Annotated in this window: 21 protein-coding genes; 10 read left to right on the top strand and 11 right to left on the bottom strand. The window is 71.2% G+C overall.

The genetic code is table 11. The features are described from left to right. The first annotated feature begins 65 nt into the window (after positions 1 to 65). The 5 genes from PE066_RS14665 (at position 66) to PE066_RS14645 (ending at position 4,035) form a co-directional block, all read left to right on the top strand. A complete protein-coding gene (locus tag PE066_RS14665) occupies positions 66 to 605 on the top strand; it encodes a phasin family protein (protein WP_271233269.1) in 540 nt (179 codons plus the stop codon). 190 nt (positions 606 to 795) lie between these two features. Then, positions 796 to 2,004 (top strand): patatin-like phospholipase family protein, encoded by a 1,209-nt coding sequence (locus tag PE066_RS14660; protein ID WP_271233268.1) that lies wholly within the window; start codon positions 796 to 798, stop codon positions 2,002 to 2,004. 19 nt (positions 2,005 to 2,023) lie between these two features. After that, positions 2,024 to 2,686: a TetR/AcrR family transcriptional regulator gene (locus PE066_RS14655; RefSeq protein ID WP_271233267.1), complete on the top strand. Its 663-nt coding sequence runs from the start codon at positions 2,024 to 2,026 to the stop codon at positions 2,684 to 2,686. Positions 2,687 to 2,724: 38 nt separating this feature from the next. Beyond that, complete coding sequence (locus PE066_RS14650) at positions 2,725 to 3,498, top strand: hypothetical protein (RefSeq protein ID WP_271233266.1); 774 nt, start codon at positions 2,725 to 2,727, stop codon at positions 3,496 to 3,498. 69 nt (positions 3,499 to 3,567) lie between these two features. Next, positions 3,568 to 4,035, top strand: coding sequence for a hemerythrin domain-containing protein (locus PE066_RS14645; RefSeq protein ID WP_271233265.1), 468 nt, complete (start codon positions 3,568 to 3,570; stop codon positions 4,033 to 4,035). 12 nt (positions 4,036 to 4,047) lie between these two features. Here PE066_RS14645 and PE066_RS14640 read toward each other — a convergent pair whose 3' ends face one another. Beyond that, positions 4,048 to 5,568 (bottom strand): wax ester/triacylglycerol synthase family O-acyltransferase, encoded by a 1,521-nt coding sequence (locus PE066_RS14640; protein WP_440480534.1) that lies wholly within the window; start codon positions 5,566 to 5,568, stop codon positions 4,048 to 4,050. Between the two features lie 93 nt (positions 5,569 to 5,661). Here PE066_RS14640 and PE066_RS14635 point away from each other — a divergent pair, with 93 nt between their 5' ends. Continuing rightward, entirely contained in the window at positions 5,662 to 5,919 is a 258-nt protein-coding gene (locus tag PE066_RS14635; protein ID WP_271233264.1) for an acyl-CoA-binding protein, read from the top strand. Between the two features lie 57 nt (positions 5,920 to 5,976). Here PE066_RS14635 and PE066_RS14630 read toward each other — a convergent pair whose 3' ends face one another. Genes PE066_RS14630 through PE066_RS14620 form a run of 3 tightly spaced genes read right to left on the bottom strand, consistent with a single transcriptional unit; the run spans position 5,977 to position 9,558 of the window. Beyond that, complete coding sequence (locus PE066_RS14630; RefSeq protein WP_271233263.1) at positions 5,977 to 6,399, bottom strand: polyhydroxyalkanoic acid system family protein; 423 nt, start codon at positions 6,397 to 6,399, stop codon at positions 5,977 to 5,979. Further along, entirely contained in the window at positions 6,392 to 7,495 is a 1,104-nt protein-coding gene (locus PE066_RS14625; protein WP_271233262.1) for an aminopeptidase, read from the bottom strand. Before PE066_RS14625 ends, PE066_RS14630 begins: the two co-directional genes overlap by 8 nt. After that, positions 7,492 to 9,558 carry a molybdopterin-containing oxidoreductase family protein gene (locus PE066_RS14620; protein ID WP_440480607.1) on the bottom strand — a complete coding sequence of 689 codons (2,067 nt, stop codon included), beginning with the start codon at positions 9,556 to 9,558 and terminating at the stop codon, positions 7,492 to 7,494. Before PE066_RS14620 ends, PE066_RS14625 begins: the two co-directional genes overlap by 4 nt. 62 nt (positions 9,559 to 9,620) lie before the next feature. Here PE066_RS14620 and PE066_RS14615 point away from each other — a divergent pair, with 62 nt between their 5' ends. After that, a complete protein-coding gene (locus PE066_RS14615; protein ID WP_271233261.1) occupies positions 9,621 to 10,751 on the top strand; it encodes an ABC transporter substrate-binding protein in 1,131 nt (376 codons plus the stop codon). Positions 10,752 to 10,764: 13 nt separating this feature from the next. Here the strand turns inward: PE066_RS14615 and argE are convergent, their stop codons facing one another. Continuing rightward, a complete protein-coding gene (gene argE / locus PE066_RS14610) occupies positions 10,765 to 11,937 on the bottom strand; it encodes an acetylornithine deacetylase (protein WP_271233260.1) in 1,173 nt (390 codons plus the stop codon). An 86-nt stretch (positions 11,938 to 12,023) separates the two neighbouring features. On the opposite strand from argE, the gene PE066_RS14605 reads away from it, so the two are divergent. Continuing rightward, the gene (locus PE066_RS14605) at positions 12,024 to 13,220 is read left to right on the top strand and encodes a M20 aminoacylase family protein (protein ID WP_271233259.1); all 1,197 of its coding nucleotides are present in this window, start codon (positions 12,024 to 12,026) and stop codon (positions 13,218 to 13,220) included. Beyond that, on the top strand, positions 13,217 to 14,311 hold the full coding sequence (locus PE066_RS14600; RefSeq protein ID WP_271233258.1) for a M14 family metallopeptidase: 1,095 nt from the start codon (positions 13,217 to 13,219) through the stop codon (positions 14,309 to 14,311). Before PE066_RS14605 ends, PE066_RS14600 begins: the two co-directional genes overlap by 4 nt. Before the next feature lie 151 nt (positions 14,312 to 14,462). Here the strand turns inward: PE066_RS14600 and PE066_RS14595 are convergent, their stop codons facing one another. From PE066_RS14595 to PE066_RS14575, 5 genes are read right to left on the bottom strand one after another with little or no spacing between them, the layout of a single operon-like run. After that, complete coding sequence (locus tag PE066_RS14595; RefSeq protein ID WP_271233257.1) at positions 14,463 to 15,506, bottom strand: adenosine deaminase; 1,044 nt, start codon at positions 15,504 to 15,506, stop codon at positions 14,463 to 14,465. Continuing rightward, positions 15,506 to 16,483 (bottom strand): aromatic ring-hydroxylating dioxygenase subunit alpha, encoded by a 978-nt coding sequence (locus PE066_RS14590; protein WP_271233256.1) that lies wholly within the window; start codon positions 16,481 to 16,483, stop codon positions 15,506 to 15,508. Before PE066_RS14590 ends, PE066_RS14595 begins: the two co-directional genes overlap by 1 nt. 52 nt (positions 16,484 to 16,535) lie before the next feature. Then, positions 16,536 to 17,504: a Bug family tripartite tricarboxylate transporter substrate binding protein gene (locus PE066_RS14585; protein WP_271233255.1), complete on the bottom strand. Its 969-nt coding sequence runs from the start codon at positions 17,502 to 17,504 to the stop codon at positions 16,536 to 16,538. 15 nt (positions 17,505 to 17,519) lie between these two features. Then, a complete protein-coding gene (locus tag PE066_RS14580) occupies positions 17,520 to 19,370 on the bottom strand; it encodes an acyclic terpene utilization AtuA family protein (RefSeq protein WP_271233254.1) in 1,851 nt (616 codons plus the stop codon). Further along, entirely contained in the window at positions 19,367 to 20,500 is a 1,134-nt protein-coding gene (locus PE066_RS14575; RefSeq protein WP_271233253.1) for a CaiB/BaiF CoA transferase family protein, read from the bottom strand. The genes PE066_RS14580 and PE066_RS14575 overlap by 4 nt, the downstream gene beginning before the upstream one ends. Positions 20,501 to 20,614: 114 nt before the next feature. On the opposite strand from PE066_RS14575, the gene PE066_RS14570 reads away from it, so the two are divergent. Beyond that, positions 20,615 to 21,544: a LysR family transcriptional regulator gene (locus PE066_RS14570; RefSeq protein WP_271233252.1), complete on the top strand. Its 930-nt coding sequence runs from the start codon at positions 20,615 to 20,617 to the stop codon at positions 21,542 to 21,544. A gap of 123 nt (positions 21,545 to 21,667) precedes the next feature. Here PE066_RS14570 and PE066_RS14565 read toward each other — a convergent pair whose 3' ends face one another. Next, positions 21,668 to 22,840 carry a BMP family ABC transporter substrate-binding protein gene (locus tag PE066_RS14565; RefSeq protein WP_271233251.1) on the bottom strand — a complete coding sequence of 391 codons (1,173 nt, stop codon included), beginning with the start codon at positions 22,838 to 22,840 and terminating at the stop codon, positions 21,668 to 21,670. Positions 22,841 to 22,847 lie beyond the last annotated feature (7 nt).

Below are 22,847 nucleotides of genomic sequence, written 5' to 3'. Positions count from 1 at the left end.
CCGCGCGCCGCCCCGCGCCGTAAAGTCAGCCTTCACCCATCCACCCTCACCTGGAGTCCCGCACCATGGTCAAGAAGATCCAGCGCACCGACACGAGCAACGGCAGTGGCAAAGACAAGAAGGGCAAGGGCGGCGTGCCCCTGTCCAGCACGGTCCGCGAGTCGGCCAGCCAGATCTGGCTGGCGGGGCTGGGCGCCTTCGCCAAGGCGCAGGGCGAAGGCAACAAGGTCTTCGACGCGCTGGTCAAGGAAGGCCTGTCGATCCAGCGCAAGACCCAGGCCGTGGCCGAGGAGAAGATCTCCGAGGCCACCAACCGCATGGCGCTGATGGCCACCGACCTGTCATCCAAGGCCTCGGGCCAGTGGGACAAGCTGGAGACCATCTTCGAGGAGCGCGTCGCCCGCGCGCTGAAGAAGCTGGGCGTGCCCTCGGCCAAGGAAGTGGATGCGCTGATCGCGCGCATCGACGAACTCAATCGCAACGTGGCGAAGCTGGGTGGCAAGGCGGCAGCCCCCGCGCGCAAGAGCACGCGGGCGGCAGGCGCGAAGACGGTGGCGCCGGCGACCAAGCCCTCGCGCAAGCGGGCGGCGAAGAAGGCGGCCTGATGGCGCCCTTCCTTGTCATTGCGGGCTGACTGACCCGCCCCTCCACCAACCGACGCCTGCGCACGCGCAGCGTTCCGCAGGTGGATCCCGGCCTGCGCCGGGATGACAAGGTACTGAGGCACGAACCCCGCTGCCAGCCCATGCTGCATCGCAGCAACCCCATCCTCCATCGCCACCTAAACTGGCGTCCATGAGCACAAGCAGCAACCAGCCGCGCATCGCCCTCGCCCTCGCCGGCGGCGGACCGCTCGGCGCGATCTACGAGATCGGGGCGCTGTGCGCGCTGGAGGACTCGCTGCAGGGCATCGCCTTCAACCGGCTCCACCACTACGTCGGCGTGTCGGCCGGCGGCTTCATCGCGGCGTCGCTGGCCAACGGCTTCACCCCGCGCGAGCTGTGCACCTCCTTCATCGAGAACAGCGCCGCCAGCGAAGTGTTCGACCCGGCCTGGCTGATGGTGCCGGCCTATGGCGAGTTCGGCCGCCGGCTGGCGCGCCTGCCGCGGCTGGCGGCTTCGGCGCTGTGGCGCGCCACGGGCGGCCGCAAGCCGCTGACGCACGCCCTCGAGCAGCTCGGCCCGGCCCTGCCGACCGGCATCTTCTCCAGCGAGGAGATCCACCGCCGGCTGGCCGAGGCGTTCTCGCGGCCCGGCCGCACCAACGATTTCCGCCGCCTGCCGACCCGGCTGACGCTGGTGGCGACCAACCTGGACACCGGCAAGGCCGCCCCGTTCGGCCGGCCGGGGTTCGACGACGTGCCGATCTCGCGCGCGGTGCAGGCCAGCGCCGCCCTGCCGGGGCTGTTCCCGCCGGTGCGCATCGGCGACGCCGACTTCGTCGACGGCGCGCTGGAGAAGACGCTGCACGCCAGCGTGGCGCTGGACGAGGGCGTGGACCTGATGCTGTGCATCAACCCGCTGGTGCCTTTCAACGCCGGAGCTGCGGCGCGCGCCGGGGAGCGCGGCATCCCGCGCATCGTCGAGGGCGGGCTGCCGGCGGTGCTGAGCCAGACCTTCCGCTCGATGATCCATTCGCGCATGGCGCTGGGCATGAAGCACTACGAGCGCAGCTATCCCGGCACCGACATCGTGCTGATCGAGCCGGACCGGCGCGACCCCGAGCTGTACCTGGCCAACACCTTCAGCTACCGCCAGCGGCGCCAGCTGGCCGAGCATGCCTACCAGCAGACGCGCGCCCTGCTGCGCGAGCGCCGGGCCGAGATCGCGCCCAAGCTGGCGCGCCACGGCGTGCGGCTGCGCGACGACAGGCTGCAGGACGACCGCAGGCTGCTCGCGCCGCCGCAGCGCCCGGCGCGCCTCGGGCAGGCGATGGCGACGCTGAACGGCACGCTGGACGACCTGGGGCGGCTGGTGCAGGGCGCCGGCCAGGCAGCGGCATGACGCGCAGGGTCCGCGGCTGATGGCGAAGAAGGCCCCGCGCCGCACGGCCGAACGCATCCTGGAGGTGACGCTCGACCTGTTCAACCGCTTCGGCGAGCCCAATGTGTCGACCACGTTGATCTCGGCCGAGATGCACATCAGCCCGGGCAACCTCTACTACCACTACCCGGCCAAGGAAGAACTGGTCAACTCGCTGTTCGAGCGCTACGAGCGCTCGCTGTCGGAGCTGCTCGCCGCCGCCGACAACGTGCGCGACGTGGAGGACGCCTGGTTCTTCCTGCACACGCTGTTCGAGCTGATCTGGCAGTACCGCTTCCTCTATCGCGACCTGAACGACCTGCTCTCGCGCAACCGCAAGCTGGAGACCCAGTTCCAGGCGGTGCTGAAGAACAAGGCCCGCGCCATTCGCGCGATGCTCGATGGCATCAACCGCAGCGGCTGCGCCAGCATCGATTCGCGCGAGGCCGAACCGATGGCCACCAGCATGGTGGTGTTGCTGACCTACTGGCTCAGCTTCGAATACGTGGGCGACCCGCGCCACGCGCTGGAGCCGGCCGGCGCGCAGGCCGCCCTGCTGCGCGGCGCCCACCACCTGCTGCATCTGCTGGTACCCTACCTGCGCGCCGACCAGCGCGCCCACCTGCTGGGCCTGGCCGGGGCGTACACGGCCGGCAGCCGATAAGTCGCTGCGGCTGCAACAAGGCCAATCGGGAGACAAGAGTGGGCAAGTGGGCGGCGTTCCCGTACCTGGGCGATTTCGGCTTCGGCGACGATGAGGTCCGCAGCAACTGGGCGCGCCTGCACGCCGGCGACGCCGAGCCGCTGCCCGCGGACTCCGCCGTGCTGCACGCCTGGACGCTGTACCACCGCGGCGAATTCCAGCAGGCGGTGCAAGCCGGGCTCGCGGCCGGCGGCGGCGGGATCACGGTCGCCAACAAGGCCGCCTGCATCTATGCCACCTACCTGGAAAAGAAGGAAAGGACCCGGCTCGAGCTGTTCCAGGAAGTGGCGCAGCGCGCCGAGGCGCAGGCCGCGCGCGAGCCGAACAACGCCGGCGCCTGGCACCACCGCGGCTATGCGCTCGGTCGCTACAGCCAGGCGATCAGCGTCGCCAAGGCGCTGGCCCAGGGGCTGGGCAGCAAGGTCAAGGAGTCGTTCGAGAAGGCGATCCGGCTGAACCCGCGCCATGCCGACGCGCACATCGCGCTGGGCGCCTTCCATGCCGAGGTGATCGACAAGGTCGGCCCGCTGATCGGCGGCATGACGTACGGGGCCAAGAAGGAGACCGGGCTCACCCTGTTCCGGCAGGCGCTGGCGCTCAATCCCCGGTCGGCCATCGGCCTGATCGAGTACGCCAACGGGCTGGTCATGCTCGAAGGCGAAGGCAGACTGGCCGAAGCCACGGCCCTGTACGAGCAGGCCGCGGCGATCGAGCCGCTGGATGCGACGCAGCGGCTGGACGTCGCGCTGGCCCAGGCCGAACTCGAAGAGTAGGTGGCCGCCGGGCGGCAGGCGGCGGCCCGGCCTACAGCCTGGCGCCGCCGGCCCGTCGAGACTGGCGGCATGGACATCTTCGAAGCCCTCCTCGAAAGCCACGAACGGCAGCGCGCGATCTGCCGGCGCCTGCTGACCGCCATCGGCGAACCCGGGCCGCGCCGGCAGGCGCTGGACGACCTCAAGGCCGAGATGGCCGCGCACGAGACCGCCGAGGAGCGCACCTTCTACGTGCCGCTCATCGAACACGACGAAACGGTCGACGCCGCCCGCCACGGCATCGCCGAACACCACGAGATGGACGAGATGGTCGAGGACCTGGACAAGGCCGACGCCGGCTCACCCGGGTGGCTGGAGGCCATCGGCAAGCTGGTGCAGAAGGTGGAGCACCACTTGCAGGAAGAGGAACAGAAATTCTTCCCGCAGGCGCGGGAGGTGCTGTCACGCAGGGAGCAGAAAGCGCTGGGCGAGCCCTATCGCGAAGAGCATGAACGGCTGGCGGCGAAGGAGGAAGAGGGGCAGGAGCGGGAGCACTGAGGGCGTTCGGCCCTACCCCTCCCCCCACGGCAGCATCAGCGTCAGCCACGACAGCTTGGCGAACTCCGGCCCGAAGGCATCGATGATCTTCTGCGGCTGCGGGCACAGGGCGGCATCGGCGATGACGCCGAACTGCACGTTGCCGCCATAGCTGAGGATGGACACGCCCAGGCCGATGTTGCCGGACTGCGGCACCCAGAACATGCACTGCTCCAGCGTCGCCCCCAGGAAGCGCAGCTTCTCGCGCGGCCCCGGCACGTTGGTCATCACCGCCGTGGTCTTGTCGCTGAACAGCCGCAGGATCGCGTCCTGCGCCGGCTTGACCAGCAACCCGGCGACGGTCAGCACCGCGAACGCCAGCAGCGGCTGGGTGCTGCCCTTGAGCGCATCCATGCGCCGGCGCACCTCGTAGACGCGCTCGACCGGGTTCTCCAGGCCGATCGGCAGCACCAGCGGCACCAGCCCGAAGTGGTTGCCCAGCTTCCAGGCATGGTCCATCGGCCGCAGGTTCACCGGCACCATGGCGCGGATCTCCTTGCCGGCGGGATCGTCGCCGTGGGCGCGCAGGTACTCGCCGATAGCGCCCGACACGCAGGACAGCAGCACGTCGTTGATCGAGCAGTTGAGCGCCTTGCCCACCGCCTTGACTTCGTCCAGCGGCAGCGGGTCGCACCAGGCCACCCGCTTCCTGCCGGCCGGCTGGCCCTTGAGCAGGGTCCGGGCGTCGTCCGGCATCAGCAGCAGCGCGCCGGCATCGCTGAGCACCTGGTAGGCCAGCCGCGCCAGTTCGACCGAACCCTCCAGCCCCGCGTGCGGGTCCTCCAGCAGGTGCAGCGAACGGGCGGCGCCTTCGCCGGCGGCGTCGAGCGCCTTGACGGTGAGGTCGGTGAAGGGCTTGAGCAGCGTGTCGGCGATCCAGCCGCCGGCGCCGTGGACCGGCGCCCGCGACCGGCGCAGCGGCGGCGCGGCGCCGCCATCGACCAGGGACAGCACCACCGAGATCAGCGCGATGCCGTCGGCAATGCAGTGGTGGATGCGCACCACCAGCGCGCTGCCGCCGTCGTAGTCCTCCACCAGGTGGAAGCGCCACAGGGGCAGCCTGCGGTCCAGCGGCTCCATCGCCAGCTGGCCCACGCGCGCCTGCAGCGCGACCTGCGGGCTGGCCGCGCGGCTGCGCGGCAGCTTCTCGCGCACCACCAGCTGGTGCACGTCCAGGTCCGCCGTGTCCACCCAGCTGGCGCCGGTGGCGTCCTCCACCACGTGCTGGCGAAAGCGCGGGTACTGGAGCAGCCGCTCCTGGACCCGCCGGCACAGCGCCTCGTAGTCGATGCCCGGACGCAGCGTCCACACCCCCAGGATCATCATCAGGTTGTGCTCGTTGTCCATGCGCAGCCAGGCCGTATCGACCTTGCTCATGCGCTCGGCGGCCAGGCCGAGCACGCCGCGCGCCGCGCGCCGGGCCTGCTTCACGGCGCCGCGGGCGGCGCTCCGGGCGGCTTGCTGGGCGACGCTGCGAACGATGCGGGTGACCATGGCGGGTGTCCTTGTCCGGGTGGGGAGCGGCGCCTATTGTGGGTGCGCAGGCCCGCTTAAGATACCGCGGACTTTCCCACCGGAGCCCCCACCATGGCCGATCTCAAAGCCGAATTCGAAGCCGCCGTCGCCAACTCCAAGACCCTGAGCGAGCGGCCCGACAACAGCACGCTGCTGAAGATCTACGGCCTGTACAAGCAGGCCACGCAGGGCGACAACGCCGAGAAGAAGCCCGGTTTCGGCGACATGGTCGGGCGCGCCAAGTGGGACGCCTGGAACGGCTTCAAGGGCACGTCCAGCGACGACGCGATGCAGCAGTACATCGACCTGATCGAGTCGCTGCGGGGCTGAGTTCTTTCGTCATCCCGGCGCCGGGGGGAGATCCACGCGGAGGCGCGTTGCGCTGGATCAGGCCTTGCGGCTGCGCGCCGCCGGCTTGGCCGCCTTGCCCGCCGCAGCAGCCTTGCCTGCATCCCCCTCCTTCGCCACCCGCCGCCCCGTGGCTTCGGCCACGCCCTTTTCGAACGCCGTGACGGGGTCGCCATGCTCCAACAGCCTGTCCAGGTTGCTGGTGATCTCGCTCTCGATGCGCTCCCGGAACACGCCCAGCAGCAGCCCCAGGCGCGCATGCAGCTCGAAGCGGTCGCGCGTGACGCGCAGCTCGCCGTCGACGCCCGAGCGGGTGAAGCTGACCAGGTCGGAGGTCTTGCCCTCCTCGTAGGTGCATTCCATGTCGAGCTTGTCCTCGGCCGCCTCGGCCCACTTGAAGGCCAGTTCGCGGGCGCGCGCCAGTCCCAGGCTGTGTTCGCGTTCGATGTGGATGTCAGGCACGGCCCTTCTCCTTGTGCTTCAGGTAGTCGTGTCGTTCGGCCTTGGGGAGCGCGGCCAGCCGCTTGACTTCGGCGTAGAAGCGCTGCCAGTCGCCGCCCAGCGAGTGGAACAGCGCCTCGAAGCCGGGCACCAGCCCGTCGTACGCCTTCTGCGCGCCGAACGAGGCGTTGTTGGCACCGGCCACCCAATTGTCGTAGCCGCGCAGGCGCGCCGGCTCGACGCCCCAGGCCTCGCGCAGCCGCCGGTAGTCGGCGCGGAAGTCGGCCATCAGCTGCGCCTTGCGCCGCCGCACCTCCTCGTCGCCGAGCGAAGCCTTCTGGTCATAGACCGCATCCAGCTTCTCGCGGGTGGTCCGGGTCAGCGCGCGGAAGTCGCGCCGGCGGCCGTCGTACCGGGCGTAGTCGGCGCGCGCCTCGGGTGACGCCTCTTCCTGCAGCCAGCGCTGCACGCCCAGCCGTTCCACCGCGGTGGCGAAGGACTCGTTGAACATGGTGTCGTCGCGCGCGTACACCACCTGGTGCGCCAGCTCGTGGAAGATCAGCCGCGCCAGCTCGCCTTCCGGGTAGTGGATGAAGGTGTTGAGCAGCGGGTCGCCGCCGGCCCAGTTCATCCAGCCCAGCGTGGAGTAGGCCGGAACCGGGTAGCTGCTGGCTTCGTAGCCCTCGCCACGCAACTGGTCGGCCTCGGCCCGGGCCTCGGCTTCGTCGAAGTAGCCGCGATAGCCCACGCAACCGGTGACGGGGAAGCACCAGGTCTTGAGCGTGAGCGAGAACTCCGGCGCCGCCACCACGTTCCAGATCACGGCGCTGCGGTGCAGGTCGGCGTAGCGCCGGTAGCTGGGGTTGTCGGGCAGGTGCAGCTCGCCGGAGGCGAAGCTGCGGATGCGCTGGCTCAGTTCCAGCCGCTGCTTCAGGCCGGGCGAGGCCCGCTCGTCGCCCAGCCACTCCTGCACCGGACGCGAGGCGTTCATCACCCGCAGGTGCCCGGTGGCCGACTGCCAGTAGTAGCCCAGGTTGGCGCAACCCGACAGGCACAGCAGCGAAGCCGCCACCACCGCCGCTCCCAGTGCCGATGCCACCAGCCACCTGCCCTTCACGCCGGTTGCACGTCCACCAGGCAGTCGTAGAACACCGGGCCGGCGCCCAGGTCCGTCAGGCGCTGGCTGGTGAGCTCATTGACGTTGGTGCCGGCCAGGCCCAGCTTGCGCCACCACACGCCCAGCCCGTTGACCACGCCCGGCCGGGCCCGCTCGCACACCTGGGCCTTGCAGCGGTACTCGCCGCGGTCGTTGAACACCCGCACGACGGCGCCGTCGGCGATGCCGCGCGCCTGCGCATCCTGCGGGTGGATCTCCAGCAGCGGCTCGCGCTCGATGGCGCGCAGCGAATCGACGTTGACGAAGCTGGAGTTGAGGAAATTGCGCGCCGGCGGCGAGATCATCGCCAGCGGGTAGCGCGCCGAGCTGCCGTAGGCCTCGTGGTTGGGCACGTGGTCGGGCAGCCCGTCCAGCCCCTGCCGCGCGAGCGCGGCGCTGAAGAACTCGCAGCGGCCCGAAGCGGTCGGGAAGTGGCCGTCGGCGAACGGCGCGTCCGGCACCGGCAGCGGCGCGAAGCCGTGCTGCAGCAGCGCATCGAAGTCGATGCGGCCGGCGCAGGCCTGGCGGCACAGGTCCTCGTCGCTGTCGGCGAAGCACGGGTCGGTGAAGCCCATGCGCGCGGCCAGATCACGGAAGATTTGCGAGTTGGGCCGGGCTTGGCCCAGCGGCGCGATCGCCGGGCGATTGAGCAGGACGTCGGTGTGGCCGTAGGCGCTGTGCAGGTCCCAGTGCTCGAGCTGGGTGGTGGCCGGCAGGATGTAGTCGGCGTAGTCGGCGGTGTCGGTGCGGAAGTGCTCCAGCACCACGGTGAACAGGTCCTCGCGGGCGAAGCCGCGCACCACCTGGGCCGAGTCGGGGGCCACCGCCACCGGGTTGCAGTTGTAGACGACCACCGCCTCCACCCGCGGGCCGAAGGCCGGCGAGGCGGGCCGCTGCAGGTCGTCGCCGATGGTCACCATGTTGAGGGTGCGCGGGGTGCGGCCGGCCAGCAGGTCGGGCCGCTGCACCGCCGCCTTGTCCAGGGTGGACCAGCCCGAGCTGGACAGCAGCACGCCGCCGGCGCGGTCGCGCCAGGCGCCCACCAGCGCCGGCAGGCAGGCCACCGCGCGCGCCGCGTTGCCGCCGCCGTGCACGCGCTGCATGCCGTAGTTCAGGCGGATCGCGGCCGGCCGGATCGTGCCGTAGTCGCGCGCCAGCGCCTCGATGCGTTCGGCCGCGATGCCGCAAACGGCGGCGGCGCGCTGCGGGCTCCAGCGCAGGGCGCGCTCGCGCAGCGCCTCCCAGCCGAGCGTGTGCCGGGCGATGTAGTCGTGGTCCAGCCAGTCGTGGCGGATCAGCTCGTGCATCAGCGCCAGCGCCAGCGCGGCGTCGGTGCCGGGCAGGATCTGCAGGTGCTCGTGGCACTTCTGCGCCGTCTCGGTGCGGCGCGGGTCGATGCAGACCAGCCGCGCGCCGCGCCGCTTGGCCTCCTGCGCCAACCGCCAGAAATGCAGGTTGCTGGTGATGGAGTTGCTGCCCCAGACCAGGATCAGCTTCGCCTCGGCGAAGAACTCCACCTTCATGCCGACCTTGGCCCCCAGCGTGTGCACCAGGGCGGTGGAGCCGGCAGTGGAGCAGATCGTGCGATCCAGCAGCGAGGCGCCCAGCAGGAAGAAGAAGCGCGCCGCCATGCCCTCGCCCTGCACCTGGCCCATGGTGCCGCAGTAGCTGTAGGGCAGGATGGCCTGCGGGTCGCGCGCGGCGATCGCCGACAGGCGGGCGGCGATGTCGTCCAGCGCCTCGTCCCAGCCCACCGGCTCGAACCGGCCCGACCCCTTGGGCCCCGCCCGGCGCAGCGGCTGCAGCACCCGGTCGGGGTGGTAGGTGCGTTCGGTGTAGCGCGCGACCTTGGCGCACAGCACGCCGTCGGTCGGCCGGTGCGCCGGGTTGCCCTGCACCTGGATCGCCCTCCCCTCGGCCACGGTGGTCACCAGCGAACAGGTGTCGGGGCAGTCGTGCGGGCATGCGCCAAGCACCTGTTGCGGCGCGTGGACGCTAGGGGGATTGCGGATGCCGGCGGCCAAGTTGTTCCCTAGAGTGCTCGTCACGTTACATCCGCTTACGGCCAACGAAGGAGATCCGAACGATGAAGACCACCCAGAGTTGGGCGCGAGCCGCCATGGTAGCGGTCCTCGCGGTGGCGGGCGCGGCGGGGGTCGCCGCCGAGGACGGGGTCAGCAAGACCAGCATCGTGCTGGGCCAGTCGGTGGCGCTGACCGGTCCCGGCTCTTCCCTGGCCGAGCCGTACCAGCAAGGCGCCAAGCTGTACTTCGACCGGGTCAACGCCGCCGGCGGCGTCAACGGCCGCAAGGTCGAGCTGGTGACGCTGGACGACCGCGGCAACCCGGCCCTGACGGTGGAGAACACCAAGAAGCTGCTGGCCCAGGGAGTGCTGTCGCTGTTCGGCTTCTACGGCTCGACCCAGGTCACGGCCGCCTACCCGCTGGTCAAGGACAGCGACGTGCTGGTCTTCGCCCCGATGGCGGCGGCCGACGAATTCCGCGGCGCCCAGTACCCGAACATCTATTCGCTGCGGCCGGGCTATTCGATCGAGGCCGCGGCCGTCACGCGCCACGCCGAGACCCTGGGCGCACGCAAGCTGGCCATCCTGCATGCGGCCGACAGCGAGTCGATGGCGGCGCTGGACGCGGCCCAGCGCACCATGACGGCGATGGGCGCCAACCTGCTGGCCAACAACGTGGTCAACGCCGGCAGCGTGGCCAACAGTGTCGACAAGACGCTGGAGACGAAACCCCAGTCGGTGCTGATCCTGAGCGACGCGGGCAATGCCGCCAGCGCCGTGCGCGACCTGCGCGCCAAGGGCTTCCGCGGCCCGATCTACGGCTTCTCCAACACCGGCGAGAGCCTGCTGGCCGAGGAGCTGGGGCCCACCGGCGCCGGGGTGGTGGTGGTGCGCGTGGTGCCCAAGAGCGACAGCGCCAAGGTCGCGGTGGTGCGCGAGCTGATGGCCGACGCCCAGGCCGCCAAGCTCGGCAAGCCCAACGTCTACATGCTGGAGGGCTACCTCGCCGCCCGAGCCTACGTCGAGGCCCTGCGCCGCGCCAAGGACCCCTCGCGGGCGCGCATCAGGAAGGCCATCGAAGGCCTGGAAGACGTCGATGTCGGCGGCTTCCGCGTGCACTTCGGCAACGAGCGGGTCGGCTCCCGGATGGTGGAGCTGAGCCTGATCGATTCGCAGGGCCGGGTGCGGGAATAGCGCGGGGCGGGCCTCAGCCCACTTCCGTCGCCGCCGCCAGCCCGCGCAGGAACGCCTCGCAGCGGGCCAGCTGCTCCAGGCTGACGAACTCGTCGGGCTGGTGGGCCTGGGTGATGGAGCCGGGCCCGCACACCACGGTGGGAATGCCGGCGTTCCTGAACAGCCCGGCCTCGGTGCCGAAGGCCACCAGCGTGGTCCTGTCCTCGCCGGCCAGCCGCTGCGCCAGCCGCGTCACCGGGTCCTCGGCCCGGCCCTGGAAACTGGGGATCTCGCAGATCGTCTCGAAGCGGAAGCCCGCCTCCGGCGCCACCCGCTGCATCGCCGGCTCCAGCGAACGCGCGTAGTCCAGCACCTGCCGCTGCATGGCCTGGGCGTCGGCCGTCGGCAGGTCGCGGAATTCGTAGCGGAACTCGGCGTCGCGCGGCACCACGTTGTCGGCAATGCCGCCGTGGAACTGGCCGACGCTGGCGGTGGAGAACGGCACGTCGAAGCCGTCGTAGCGCGGCTCCTCGCGCTCGAAACCCTCGGCCATGTCGCGCAGCTTGCCGACCACCCGCGCCGCCATCTCGATGGCGTTGACCGACAGCGGCGTCAGCGAGGAATGCGCCTCCTTGCCGCGCACGCAGCAGCGGTACCGGTACACCCCCTTGTGGGCGATCGCCGGCACCATGCCGGTGGGCTCGCCGACGATGCAGGCCAGCGGCTTGACGCCGGCGTCGCGCAGGTCGGCGATCAGCTCGCGCACGCCGAAGCAGCCAATCTCCTCCTCGTAGCTGAACGCCAGGTGGATGGCGAACGGCGCCTGGCTCGCCAGGAACTGCGGCGCGTGGGCCAGCGCCAGCCCGATGAAGCCCTTCATGTCGGCCGCGCCGCGCCCGTAGAGCTTGCCGTCCCGCACCGTGGCCGAAAGCGGGTCGAGCGACCAGTCCTGCCCGTCCCAGGGCACGGTGTCGGTGTGGCCCGACAGGATCACCCCGGCCGGCTTGCCCTCGCCCAGGGTGGCGAACAGGTTGGCCTTGGTCTTGTCGGCGTTGAAGGTCAGGCGCGATCGCACGCCCAGCCGCAGGAGCTCATCGCGGATGAAATGGATCAGCTCCAGGTTGCTGCGGTCGCTGATGGTGTTCATGCGCACCAGGGACTGCGCCAGTTCCAGGGCGCGCGGCGAGGGCGTGGGGGCGGCGGGCATGGGCCGGATTGTGGCGGATTGCCCTCATGCGCGGACCCGGTGCCACGGGCTAGACTGGCCGGCTCGAATCCAAGAAGTTGCCGACCATGAACGTCCTTGATTCCATCGTCACGCAGGCGGCGGCCCTCACCGCCATCCGGCGCGACCTGCACGCCCACCCCGAACTGTGCTTCCAGGAAGTGCGCACCGCCGACCTGGTGGCGGCCAAGCTCACCGAATGGGGCATCCCGATCCACCGCGGCCTGGGCACCACCGGCGTGGTGGGCATCGTCAAGGCCGGCAGCAGCCCGCGCGCCATCGGCCTGCGCGCCGACATGGATGCCCTGCCGATGCAGGAATTCAACACCTTCCCCCACGCCAGCCGCCACGCCGGCCGCATGCACGCCTGCGGCCACGACGGCCACACCGCCATGCTGCTGGCCGCGGCCCAGCACTTGGCGAAGCACCGCAACTTCGACGGCACGGTCTACCTGATCTTCCAGCCGGCCGAGGAAGGCGGCGGCGGCGCGCGCGAGATGATCAAGGACGGCCTGTTCGAGCAGTTCCCGATGGAGGCGGTGTTCGGCATGCACAACTGGCCGGGCATGCCGGTCGGCCAGTTCGCCGTCAGCCCGGGGCCGGTGATGGCCTCGTCCAACGAGTTCAAGATCACCATCCGCGGCAAGGGCAGCCACGCCGCGCTGCCGCACAACGGCATCGACCCGGTGCCGGTGGCCTGCCAGATGGTGCAGGCCTTCCAGACCATCATCAGCCGCAACAAGAAGCCGGTGGACGCAGGCGTGATCTCGGTCACCATGATCCACGCCGGCGAGGCCACCAACGTGGTCCCCGACAGCTGCGAGCTGCAGGGCACGGTGCGCACGTTCAAGCCCGAGGTGCTGGACCTGATCGAGAGCCGGATGCAGCAGGTGGCCGAGCACATCTGCGCCGCGCACGACGCCAAGTGCGAGTTCGAGTTCGTGCGCAACTACCCGGCCACCGTCAACTCCGCCGCCGAGGCCGAGTTCTGCCGCGAGGTGATGGCCTCGATCGTCGGCGAGGACAACGTCCTGGTGCAGGAGCCCACCATGGGCGCGGAGGACTTCGCCTTCATGCTGCAGGCCAAGCCGGGCGCCTACTGCTTCATCGCCAACGGCGACGGCGCCCACCGCGAGATGGGCCACGGCGCCGGGCCCTGCACGCTGCACAACCCGAGCTACGACTTCAACGACGACCTGATCCCGCTGGGCGCCACCTACTGGGTGCGGCTGGCCGAGGCCTGGTTCGCCAAGGAGCGCGCATGAAGCTGCAGGACTGCTTTTCCGCCAGCTACGCGCAGGCGCGCCGGCGCTTCCTGGACGCCGCGGCCGACGCCGGGCTGCAGGTCGAGTCGAAGATCCACCCCGAGCGGGGCCGTGACGGCGAGGAACTGGCGATGGACGTGGCGCGCGACGGCGCGCCCGATGCCACGGCGCTGCTGGTGCTGTCCAGCGCCTGCCACGGCGTCGAGGGCTATTGCGGCAGCGGCGTGCAGGTGGCGGCGCTGCAGGACGCCGCCTGGCGCGAGCAGGCCCGCCGCGGCGGCGTGGCCGTGCTGTACGTGCACGCGCTCAACCCCTACGGCTTCTCGCACATCCGGCGCACCACGCAGGAGAACGTCGACCTGAACCGCAACTTCCACGACTTCTCCAAGCCGCTGCCGCGCAACCCCGGCTACGCACAGCTGCACGGGCTGATGTTCCCCGACCACTGGCCGCCGTCGGCGCAGAACGAAGCCGAACTGCAGCGCTGGGTCGAGCAGCACGGCGCCGCCGCCTACCAGGCGGCCATCAGCAGCGGCCAGCACGAGTTCCCGGACGGCATGTACTACGGCGGGCTCGGGCCGACCTGGAGCAACCGCACGCTGCGCGAGGTGCTGCGCGCCCACGCGCGCACTGCGCGGCGCATCGGCTGGATCGACTTCCACACCGGGCTCGGGCCGAGCGGCCTGGGCGAGCGCATCTACGCCGGGCCCGACGATGCCGCGGAAGTGGCGCGGGCGCGCCGCTGGTGGGATGGCGACGGGCGCACGCCGGTCACCTCGATCTACGACGGCTCGTCCACCTCGTCCAAGCTGACCGGGATGATGTGGGCCTGCGTGCCCGACGAGTGCCCCGATGCCGAGTACACCGGCATCGCCATGGAGTACGGCACCCAGCCGCTGCAGCAGGTGCTGCAGGCGGTGCGCGCCGAGCACTGGCTGGCCCAGCACCCGGAGGCTTCGCCCGAGCTGGCCGCCTCGATCAAGCGCCAGATGCTGGAGGCCTTCTACACCGACACGCCCGAGTGGCAGCAGCGCATCTGGGAGCAGGCGCGCGAGGCGATGGGGCAGGCGGTGGAGGGGTTGGGGGGCTGAGGAGTGCGCCTCGGGTCGGTTCAGCGCCCTCCCTCATGTCATCCCGGCGAACGCCGGGATTCCCTCCCGACGCCGGACGACGCACGAGAGAAGGATTGCGGCGCAAGGCCGCGATGACACCGACCCGGCGGAAATTGGAATCTGACCCCAATTAACCGGCGAACACCTCGTCCAGCTGGTCGCGCCATCGGCGCTTGCGCTCCGCCCCGACGAAGCTGGCCTCGAAGCTGTTGTTCGCCAGCTGCCAGGCGTGTTGCGCCGTCAGTCCGGTGGCTTCGAACGTCTGCAGGAAGTTGTCGTTCAGGTAGCCGCCGAAGTAGGCCGGGTCGTCGGAGTTGACGGTCACCGCCAGGCCGGCGTCCAGCAGCTGGCGGATGTTGTGATCGGCCAGCCGCGGGAACACGCACAGCTTCAGGTTGGACAGCGGGCAGACGGTCAGCGGCACCCGCTCCTGCGCCAGCCGGCGCATCAGCTGCGGGTCCTTGGCCGATTGCACGCCGTGGTCGATGCGCTCGACCTTGAGCACGTCCAGGGCGCTCCAGATGTATTCGGGCGGGCCCTCCTCGCCGGCGTGCGCCACCCGGTGCAGGCCCAGCTCGCCGCAGCGCGCGAACACCCGCGCGAACTTCTCCGGCGGGTGCCCGACCTCGCTCGAATCCAGCCCCACGCCGATGAACTTGTCGCGCAGGGGCAGCGCCTGCTCCAGCGTCTGGAATGCCTCGTCCTCGCTCAGGTGGCGCAGGAAGCACAGGATCAGCGACGCGCTCACCCCCAGCTGCGTGCGCGCCTGCTCGCAGGCGCGGTGCAGCCCGTTGATCACCGTCTCCATGGCGACGCCGCGCGCGGTGTGGGTCTGCGGGTCGAAGAAGATCTCGGCGTGCACCACGTGGTCGGCTTTGGCCCGCTCCAGGTAGGCCCAGGCCATGTCGAAGAAGTCCTGCTCGGTGATCAGCACGCTGGCGCCGGCGTAGTAGATGTCCAGGAAGCTCTGCAGGTTGCTGAAGGCGTAGGCGCGCCGCAGTTGCTCGACGCTGGCGTACGGAATGGCCACGCCGTTGCGCTGCGCCATCGCGAAGATCAGCTCGGGCTCCAGCGAGCCCTCGATGTGGATGTGCAGCTCGGCCTTGGGCATGCGGCGCAGCAGGCCGGGCAGGCGCTCGGCGGAAATGGCGGGAAGCGCGGGAATCGCGGCCATCAGAGAACTCCAAAGGTGACGCCCAGGCGGGCAAGGTGGCGACGGTAGGTGGCCGAGGCCCGGTCGGCGCGGGTGTGCAGTTCGGCGCGCAGGTCCAGCGGCAGGCGCTTGGGGGTCTGCGACTCCAGCACCGGCTGGTCCTGCCGGAAGATCGTGTCCTGGAATTCGCGCAGGCGCTCGTCGGGCGAATCGAAATCGGCCACCGCCAGCCGGAACCAGACCCGGCTGCGCTCGGGCCCGACCGGGCAGATGAACAGCGCAATGGCCTCGCGCCAGTCGGGCCGCGCCACCGTGCCGGGCTCCGGCAGCTTGGTCAGCACCGCGGCGTAGGGGCCGGTGACTTCGTACGTGTATTCGACCTGGGCGGGCGCCGTCGAATGCAGGTTGGACTGCGGCTGCCAGGCCTTGCAGCCGGTGGCGCAAAAGCCGGCGGCGGTCTCCTCGACCGCGTAGTCGTCGATCGAGGCCATGCCGCGCGCGCCCAGCCAGCCTTCGTGCACGAAGGAGAAGTGCGACATGTCCAGGAAGTTCTCGACGATGCGCGGCGCGCTCGCCGCCACGTCGTAGGGCCCGCAATTGAGCTTGCGCAGGCGCGCGTCGTCCTCGGCGGCGAAGGCCGGCAGCGGCGGCCCGCCGGCGGCCAGCCGCACCCAGACCAGGCCGTGGGCCTCCTGCGCCTCGTAGGCGGCGACCCGGTGGGTGGCCGGCGGCTCGAAGCCGGGCAGCGCCGGCACCTGCACGCACTGCCCGCCGGCGGCGAACTGCCAGCCGTGGTACGGACACTCCAGCCGGCCGCCTTCGATGCGGCCCAGCGACAGGCGGGCGCCGCGATGCGGGCAGCGGTCCGGCCACGCGTGCACGGCTCCGGCCGCGTCGCGCCAGAGCACGAGCTGCTCGTCCAGCAGCGAAACGGCGACCGGCGCGTCCGTGAGCGCCGCGCCATCCGCCACCGGATGCCAATGGTTTCGTTCAGACATGGCCGGAACTCTACCCGCGCCGGCCGGCGCAATCCTCAGGCGGCGGTCCGGCTCACTGCGGCTCGATGTTCGCGTCGCGGGCGAGCTGGATCCACTTGGCGATCTCGGCGCCCTGGAACTGCTTGAGCTGGGCCGGCGTCATCGGCATCGGCTGCATGCCCGTGGCCGCCAGCTTCTCGCGCAGCTCGGGGCTGCGCAGGGCCGCCGCGATCGCGGTGCTGAGCTTCTCGACCCGCTCGGCCGGCATCTGGGCCGGACCGAACACCGCCAGCCAGGCGGTGATGTCGAAGCCGGGCCAGGTTTCTCCCAGCGCCGGCCAGTCGGGGGCGATCGCGACCCGCTTGGCGGAGGTCACGCCCAGGGCCCGCATCTTGCCGCCCTTGACCTGCGCGACGCCGTTGGCCAGGTCGGCGAAGGTGAAGTCGACCACGCCGCCGATGGTGTCGGTGACGGCCAGCGGGATGCCGCGATAGGGCACCGCCAGCACGTCCACCTGCGCCAGCTTGTTCAGCAGGGCGATGCTGGTCTGGGAACTGGAGGAACCGTAGCCGGCCGACACCTTGCCGGGGCGCTGCTTGAGGTAGGCGACGAAGTCCTTCAGGCTCTTCGCCGGATGCTCGTTGCGCACCAGCAGCACCATCACGCTGTCGCCCACGCCGCCGATCGGCGCCAGGTCGCGCGTCGGGTCGTAGGGCATGCTCTTGAGCAGCGCCACGTTGGAGGCGGCCGGCGAGTTGGACGCGAACAGCAGCGTGTAGCCGTCCGGGGCCGCGCGAACCACTTCCATCGCGCCGATCGAGCCGCCTGCCCCCGGCTTGTTGTCGACCACGAAGGGCTGGCCCAGCGCGGCCTGCAGCTGCTGGGCGAGCAGGCGCGCGCCGATGTCGGTGCCCGAGCCCGGGGGGAACGGCACCACCAGGCGCACCGGCTTGTCCGGGAAGCCGCCGCCCTGGGCTTGCACGCCCAGCGTTGCGGCCAGGCCGACGGCCAGGGCCAGGCCCTGCAGAAATTGGCGTCTCATCGTCTTGCGTCTCCTTTATCGTGATGTGGCGGGGGCCGGCGCGGCCAGCCAGTCGGCGGGCACGCGCACGCGCATCTCCAGCGCCCGTTGTCCGTAGGCTTTCCCGAGCGGGTCGATCCGGCGCGAAGCCATGCCGCCGCCGCCCAGGGCGTCCTGCATGAGGAAGTTGAGGGCCGCCATGCCGGGCGCCTCGAAGCGCCGGACCGGCCCTTCGACGGTGCCGGCGAAGTGGGCCGCCATGCGCTCGCAGCTGAGCTCGCGCTTCAGGTGGTCGTAGAACCGCGGCTCGCGGCAGAAGATGGCCACGTTGGAGAAATCGCCCTTGTCGCCGGAGCGCGCGTGGGCCACGGCCAGCAGCGGCACCTCCACCAGCTCGCCGGCAGCGCCAGCAGCGCCCGCGGCCGGGGTGCCTGCAGCGGCGGGCGTGGGCTCCCAGTGCTCGCCGGCGGGCACCGGCACCTCGAAGGCCGGTTCGTCGCCGATCCGCACGCGCGGGGCCGGCAGCCGCGCCTTGTCGACCAGGAAGGTGTACAGCCGCACCACCGGCGACGGCTTGGGGCGTCCGCCGATGAAGGCGGCCGTGCCCTGGGCGAAGCTCAGGCCGGCCGAGCCGACCTCGCGCGCCAGCAGGTCCAGCGCCTTGGGGTCCGGATGCTCCGCCACCAGCCGCAGCACCACCTCGCGGCTGGCGCGTGCCTGCGACTGGGCGCCGTAGCTGGCCTCGGCCCCGAGGACCTCGACGTGGGTCGCGCTGAAGTCGGGCAGCGAACGCGCCTGCAGCAGCGCCCGCGAGCGCTCCAGCAGGGCCTGGGCGGTGCGCTCCGCCTTGCGCGCCGCGTCGGTGCCGATGATGCAGACCAGGGAGGTGGCGCGGAATCCGTCCTGCCAGGTGGCGGACACCTTGTACTGGGCAGTGGGCGGGCGGCCGCGCGCGCCGTCCACGGCCACCCGGTCCTGGCCCTGCTGCACCAGCCGCACCTGCGAGAAGTCGGCCACCACGTCGGGCAGCACGTAGGCGGCCGGATCGCCGATCTCGTAGAGCACCTGCTCGCCGACGGTCTGCGGCGTCACCAGCCCGCCGGTGCCTTCGGGCTTGGTGATGACGAAGCGGCCGTCCGGGCTGCATTCGGCGATCGGGTAGCCGATGCGGTCCCAGCCCGGCACCTGCTCCCAGTCGGTGAACAGGCCACCGGTGGCTTGCGGGCCGCATTCGAGCAGGTGCCCGACCAGGCTGCCGGCGGCGAGCCGGTCGTGCTCGTGCGCGCCCCAGCCGAACTCGTGCATGAGGATGCCCAGCGCCAGTGCGCTGTCGGCGCAGCGGCCGGTGATGACGATGTCGGCGCCGGCGGCCAGGGCGGCGGCGATCGGCAGCGCGCCCAGGTAGGCGTTGGCCGTCAGCAGCCGCTCGGGCAGGGGCGCGCCGCTCACCCACTCGCGCACGCCTTCGGCGCGCAGGGCCGGCGCCATCGGCAGCAGGTCGTCGCCCTCGACGGCGGCGATGCGCAGCTGGATGCCCTGCTCGCTGCAGGCCGCCTCCAGCGCCTGCTTGCAGGCCAGCGGGTTGACGCCGCCGCCGTTGGTGACCACCTTCACCTTCTGCCGCGCGAGCGTCGCCAGGTGCGGCCGCAGGTAGCCGATGACGTCGGGCGGAAAGCCCGCGGCCGCGTCCTTCATGCGGGCGCGCGCCAGCAGCGACATCGTGACCTCGGCCAGGAAGTCCATCATGAGGTAGTCCACCCCCGCGCCCAGCAGCTGCGGCACGGCCAGCGGGCTGTCGCCCCAGGCGCCGCTGGCGCCGCCGATGCGCACGGGGGTCGAGCGTGGATCACCGCTGGCGCGGGCCTCACGGGTGGTGGTGGAATTCATCGGGAAGCCTCCTCGTAGACGGCGTTGTCGCGGCCCAGGGCCGGCGCGGCGCGCTCCCAGCCGGCGCGCACGCCGTCGATGGACAGCGGCAGCGCCGTCAGCGCGAAGCCCGCATCGGCCATCGGCTGCACCATTTGCAGCGCCTGCACCTGCGGGTGCGCCAGCGCCTCGGGCACGCTGTGCACGGGGGCGCAGGGCACGCCGGCGCGCGCGAAGCGCGCCAGCCACTGCGCACGCGGCGCCTGCCGCAGCAGCGCCCCGAGCTCGGCGACCAGCGCCTCCTTGTGCTGCAGGCGCGCGCGGTTGGTCGCGAAGCGCGCGTCCTCCAGCCAGCCCGGCCGGCCGATCTCGGCGGCCAGCTTGGCGAACAGGCGGTCGTTGCCGCAGCACACCAGCAGCGGGCCGTCGGCGGTATCGAAGGCCTCGTAGGGCACGAAGCCCGGATGGCCCGAGCGGTGGCGTGGCGGCAGCGCGCCCTCGTTGCGCCAGGCGTCGGCCTTCTGCGCGTTCCAGGACAGGGCCGTCTCCAGCAGCGAGGTGTTGACCACGCCGCCGCGGCCGGTGCGCGCGCGCTGCGCCAGCAGCGCCAGGGCGCCGATCACCAGCCACATGCCGGAGCCCTGGTCGCACAGCGAGGTCGCCGAGCGCATGGGCGGATCGTCCGGTCCGCCGTTGGTGCTGGACAGCCCGCTGAAGGCCTGGATCAGGGGTTCGTAACCGGGATGGTTGGCCAGCGGGCCGAGGTGGCCGAAGGCGGAGATCTCGCAGTAGATCAGGTGCATGTGGCGCGCGCAGACCGAAGCGGCGTCGATGCCGAGGTCGCGCGTGACGCCCGGGCGCAGGTTGTGCAGCAGGATGTCGGCGCCGGCCAGCAGGCGCTCCAGGCCGGCGCGGCCCGCCTCGCTCTTGAGGTCCAGCGCCACCGACTGCTTGCCGGCGTTGAAGACCTGGAAGATCAGCGAGTCGCCGTCGTGGAAGGCCGGCCCCATGCGGCGGGCGTCGTCGCCGCCTTCGGTGCGCTCGACCTTGACGACCTCGGCGCCGAGCCCGGCGAAGATCGAGCCGGCGAACGGCCCCGCCAGGACCTGGCCGAGTTCCAGCACCCGGATGCCTTCGAGAACCTTGATCACGCGCGCGCCTTCGTTGCAGATGCCTGGATGGAAGAGAGCGGCAGTCTAGGCACGCCCCCGGCGATAGAACAAGGACAATAAAGGTATATGTGTGATCGGCTTTCCTGATCAGCGATGCGGATCAACCTCACCCTGCAGCAGCTGGAGGCCTTCGAGAAGGTCGCGGCCAGCGGCAGCTTCCGCGCCGCCGCCCAGGCGCTGTTCGTCTCGCAGCCGGCGCTCAGCCGCACCATCCGCGTGGCGGAGGCCGCGCTGGGCACCCGGCTGTTCGACCGCGACACGCGCCACGTCGCGCTCACGCCGTCCGGCCAGGAGCTGCTGCCGATCGCCCGCCGCATCCTGCAGGAGTTCGACAGCGCCTTCAGCGAGCTGTCGCAGTTCGTCGACGGCCGCCGCGGCCACGTCACGGTCGCCGCGCTGCCGTCGGTGGGCGTGGCGCTGCTGCCGCGGGCGGTGGCGACGCTGCGCCGGCGGCTGCCCGACGTCGGCTTCACGCTCGAGGAAGCACCGGCGGCGCCGCTGCTGCAGCGGGTCGAGCAGGGCCTGGTCGACTTCGGCATCACGGTGGAGCCGCCGGCGGACGCGCGGCTGCGCTACACGCACCTGCTGGACGACCCGTTCGTGCTGGTGTGCCGGCGCGACGATCCGCTGGCGCAGCGCAAGGCCGTGCCCTGGACGGCGCTGGCCGGCCGGCCCTTCATCGGCAGTTCCGCCCAGGGCAGCATCGGCCCGATCGTCGACGCGGCGCTGCTGCGCCAGGACATCACCGTCACGCCCACGCTCGAGTACCCGAGCGTGGCGGCCGGCGGCGCGATGGTGGCCGAGGGCCTGGGGATCACGGTGCTGCCGCGTCTGGCCCTGGGCCTGGTGGCCTCGCGCGGGCTGGCGGTGGTGCCGCTGCAGCGGCCGGTGGTGGGCCGGCGCATCGGCATCGTGAGCCGCATCGGCCGGTCGCTGTCGCCGGCCGCCCAGGGCATGGTGCGGTACCTGGCGGAGGAACTGGCCGTGCCGGCGCCGCAGCGGCGCCGCGCCGCCAGCCGTTGACGCCCGGGCGCGGGGCCAGGCACGGGGTGGGCTGAGCCGGCCCGGGCCGTGCGCCAAGGCGGCGCGCAAAAGAAAAGGGGCCGGGGGTGCGCCCCCCGGCCCCTTGTTCTCCGCCGCGGCGGCTTACTTCTTGTCGCCGCCCGGCACCTTGCCTTCGACGCCCTGCACGTAGAAGTTGATGCCGCCCAGGAACTTGTCGTCGGCGACAGCGTCCTTGGCCAGCACTTCCTTGCCGGCGTTGTCCTTGAGCGGGCCCTTCCAGATCACGAAGCTGCCGTCCTTCAGGCCGGCCTTGACTTCCTCGATCTTCTTCTTGGTCTCTTCCGGCACGTCCTCGGCGATCGACACCATGTCGATGGCGCCTTCCTTGACACCCCACCAGGACTGCTCGTTGCCCTTCCAGGTGCCTTCCAGCGCGTCGCGCGTCGCCTTGACGTAGTACGGGCCCCAGTTGATGACCGCCGAGCCCAGGTGCGCCTTGGGACCGTAGCTGGTCATGTCGCTGTCCCAGCCGAAGGCGCGCTTGCCCATCTTCTCGGCGGTCTGCAGCACGGCCGACGAGTCGGTGTTCTGCATCAGCACGTCGGCGCCGCCGTTGATCAGCGAGGTGGCCGCGGCCGTCTCGTTCGGCGGATCGAACCACTTGCCGACCCACACCACCTTGGTCTTGATCTTCGGGTTGACCGACTGTGCGCCCAGCGTGAAGCTGTTGATGTTGCGCACCACCTCGGGGATCGGCACCGAGCCGACCACGCCCAGCGTGTTGGTCTTGGTCATCTTGCCGGCGATCACGCCGGCCATGTAGGCGCCTTCGTAGGTGCGGCTGTCGTAGGTGCGCAGGTTGTCGGCGGTCTTGTAGCCGGTGGCGTGCTCGAACTTCACGTCCTTGTGGTCGCCCGCCACCTTGATCATCGACTCCATGTAGCCGAAGGTGGTGCCGAAGATCAGCTTGTTGCCCTGCGAGGCCATGTCGCGGATCACGCGCTCGGCGTCGGCCGACTCGGGCACGTTCTCGACGAACGAGGTCACCACCTTGTCGCCGAACTCCTTCTCCACCGCCTTGCGGCCGTTGTCGTGGGCGAAGGTCCAGCCGCCGTCGCCGACCGGCCCGATGTAGGCGAAGGCGATCTTCAGCGGCTCGGGCTTGGGCGCGGCCGGTGCCGAGGCCGGCGCGGCAGCGGTGGGCGCGGCGGCCGGCGCCGGCTCTTCCTTCTTGCCGCAGGCGACCAGCGCGGTCGCCGCGATGGCGGACAGGGCCGCTGCCTGCAGCAGGGATCGTTTCTTCAGGTCGGTCATGGGGTCC

It is taken from the genome of Ramlibacter tataouinensis, assembly GCF_027941915.1.
Lineage (GTDB): Bacteria > Pseudomonadota > Gammaproteobacteria > Burkholderiales > Burkholderiaceae_C > Ramlibacter > Ramlibacter tataouinensis_C.
This window is presented reverse-complemented; position numbering and strand designations above follow the sequence as displayed.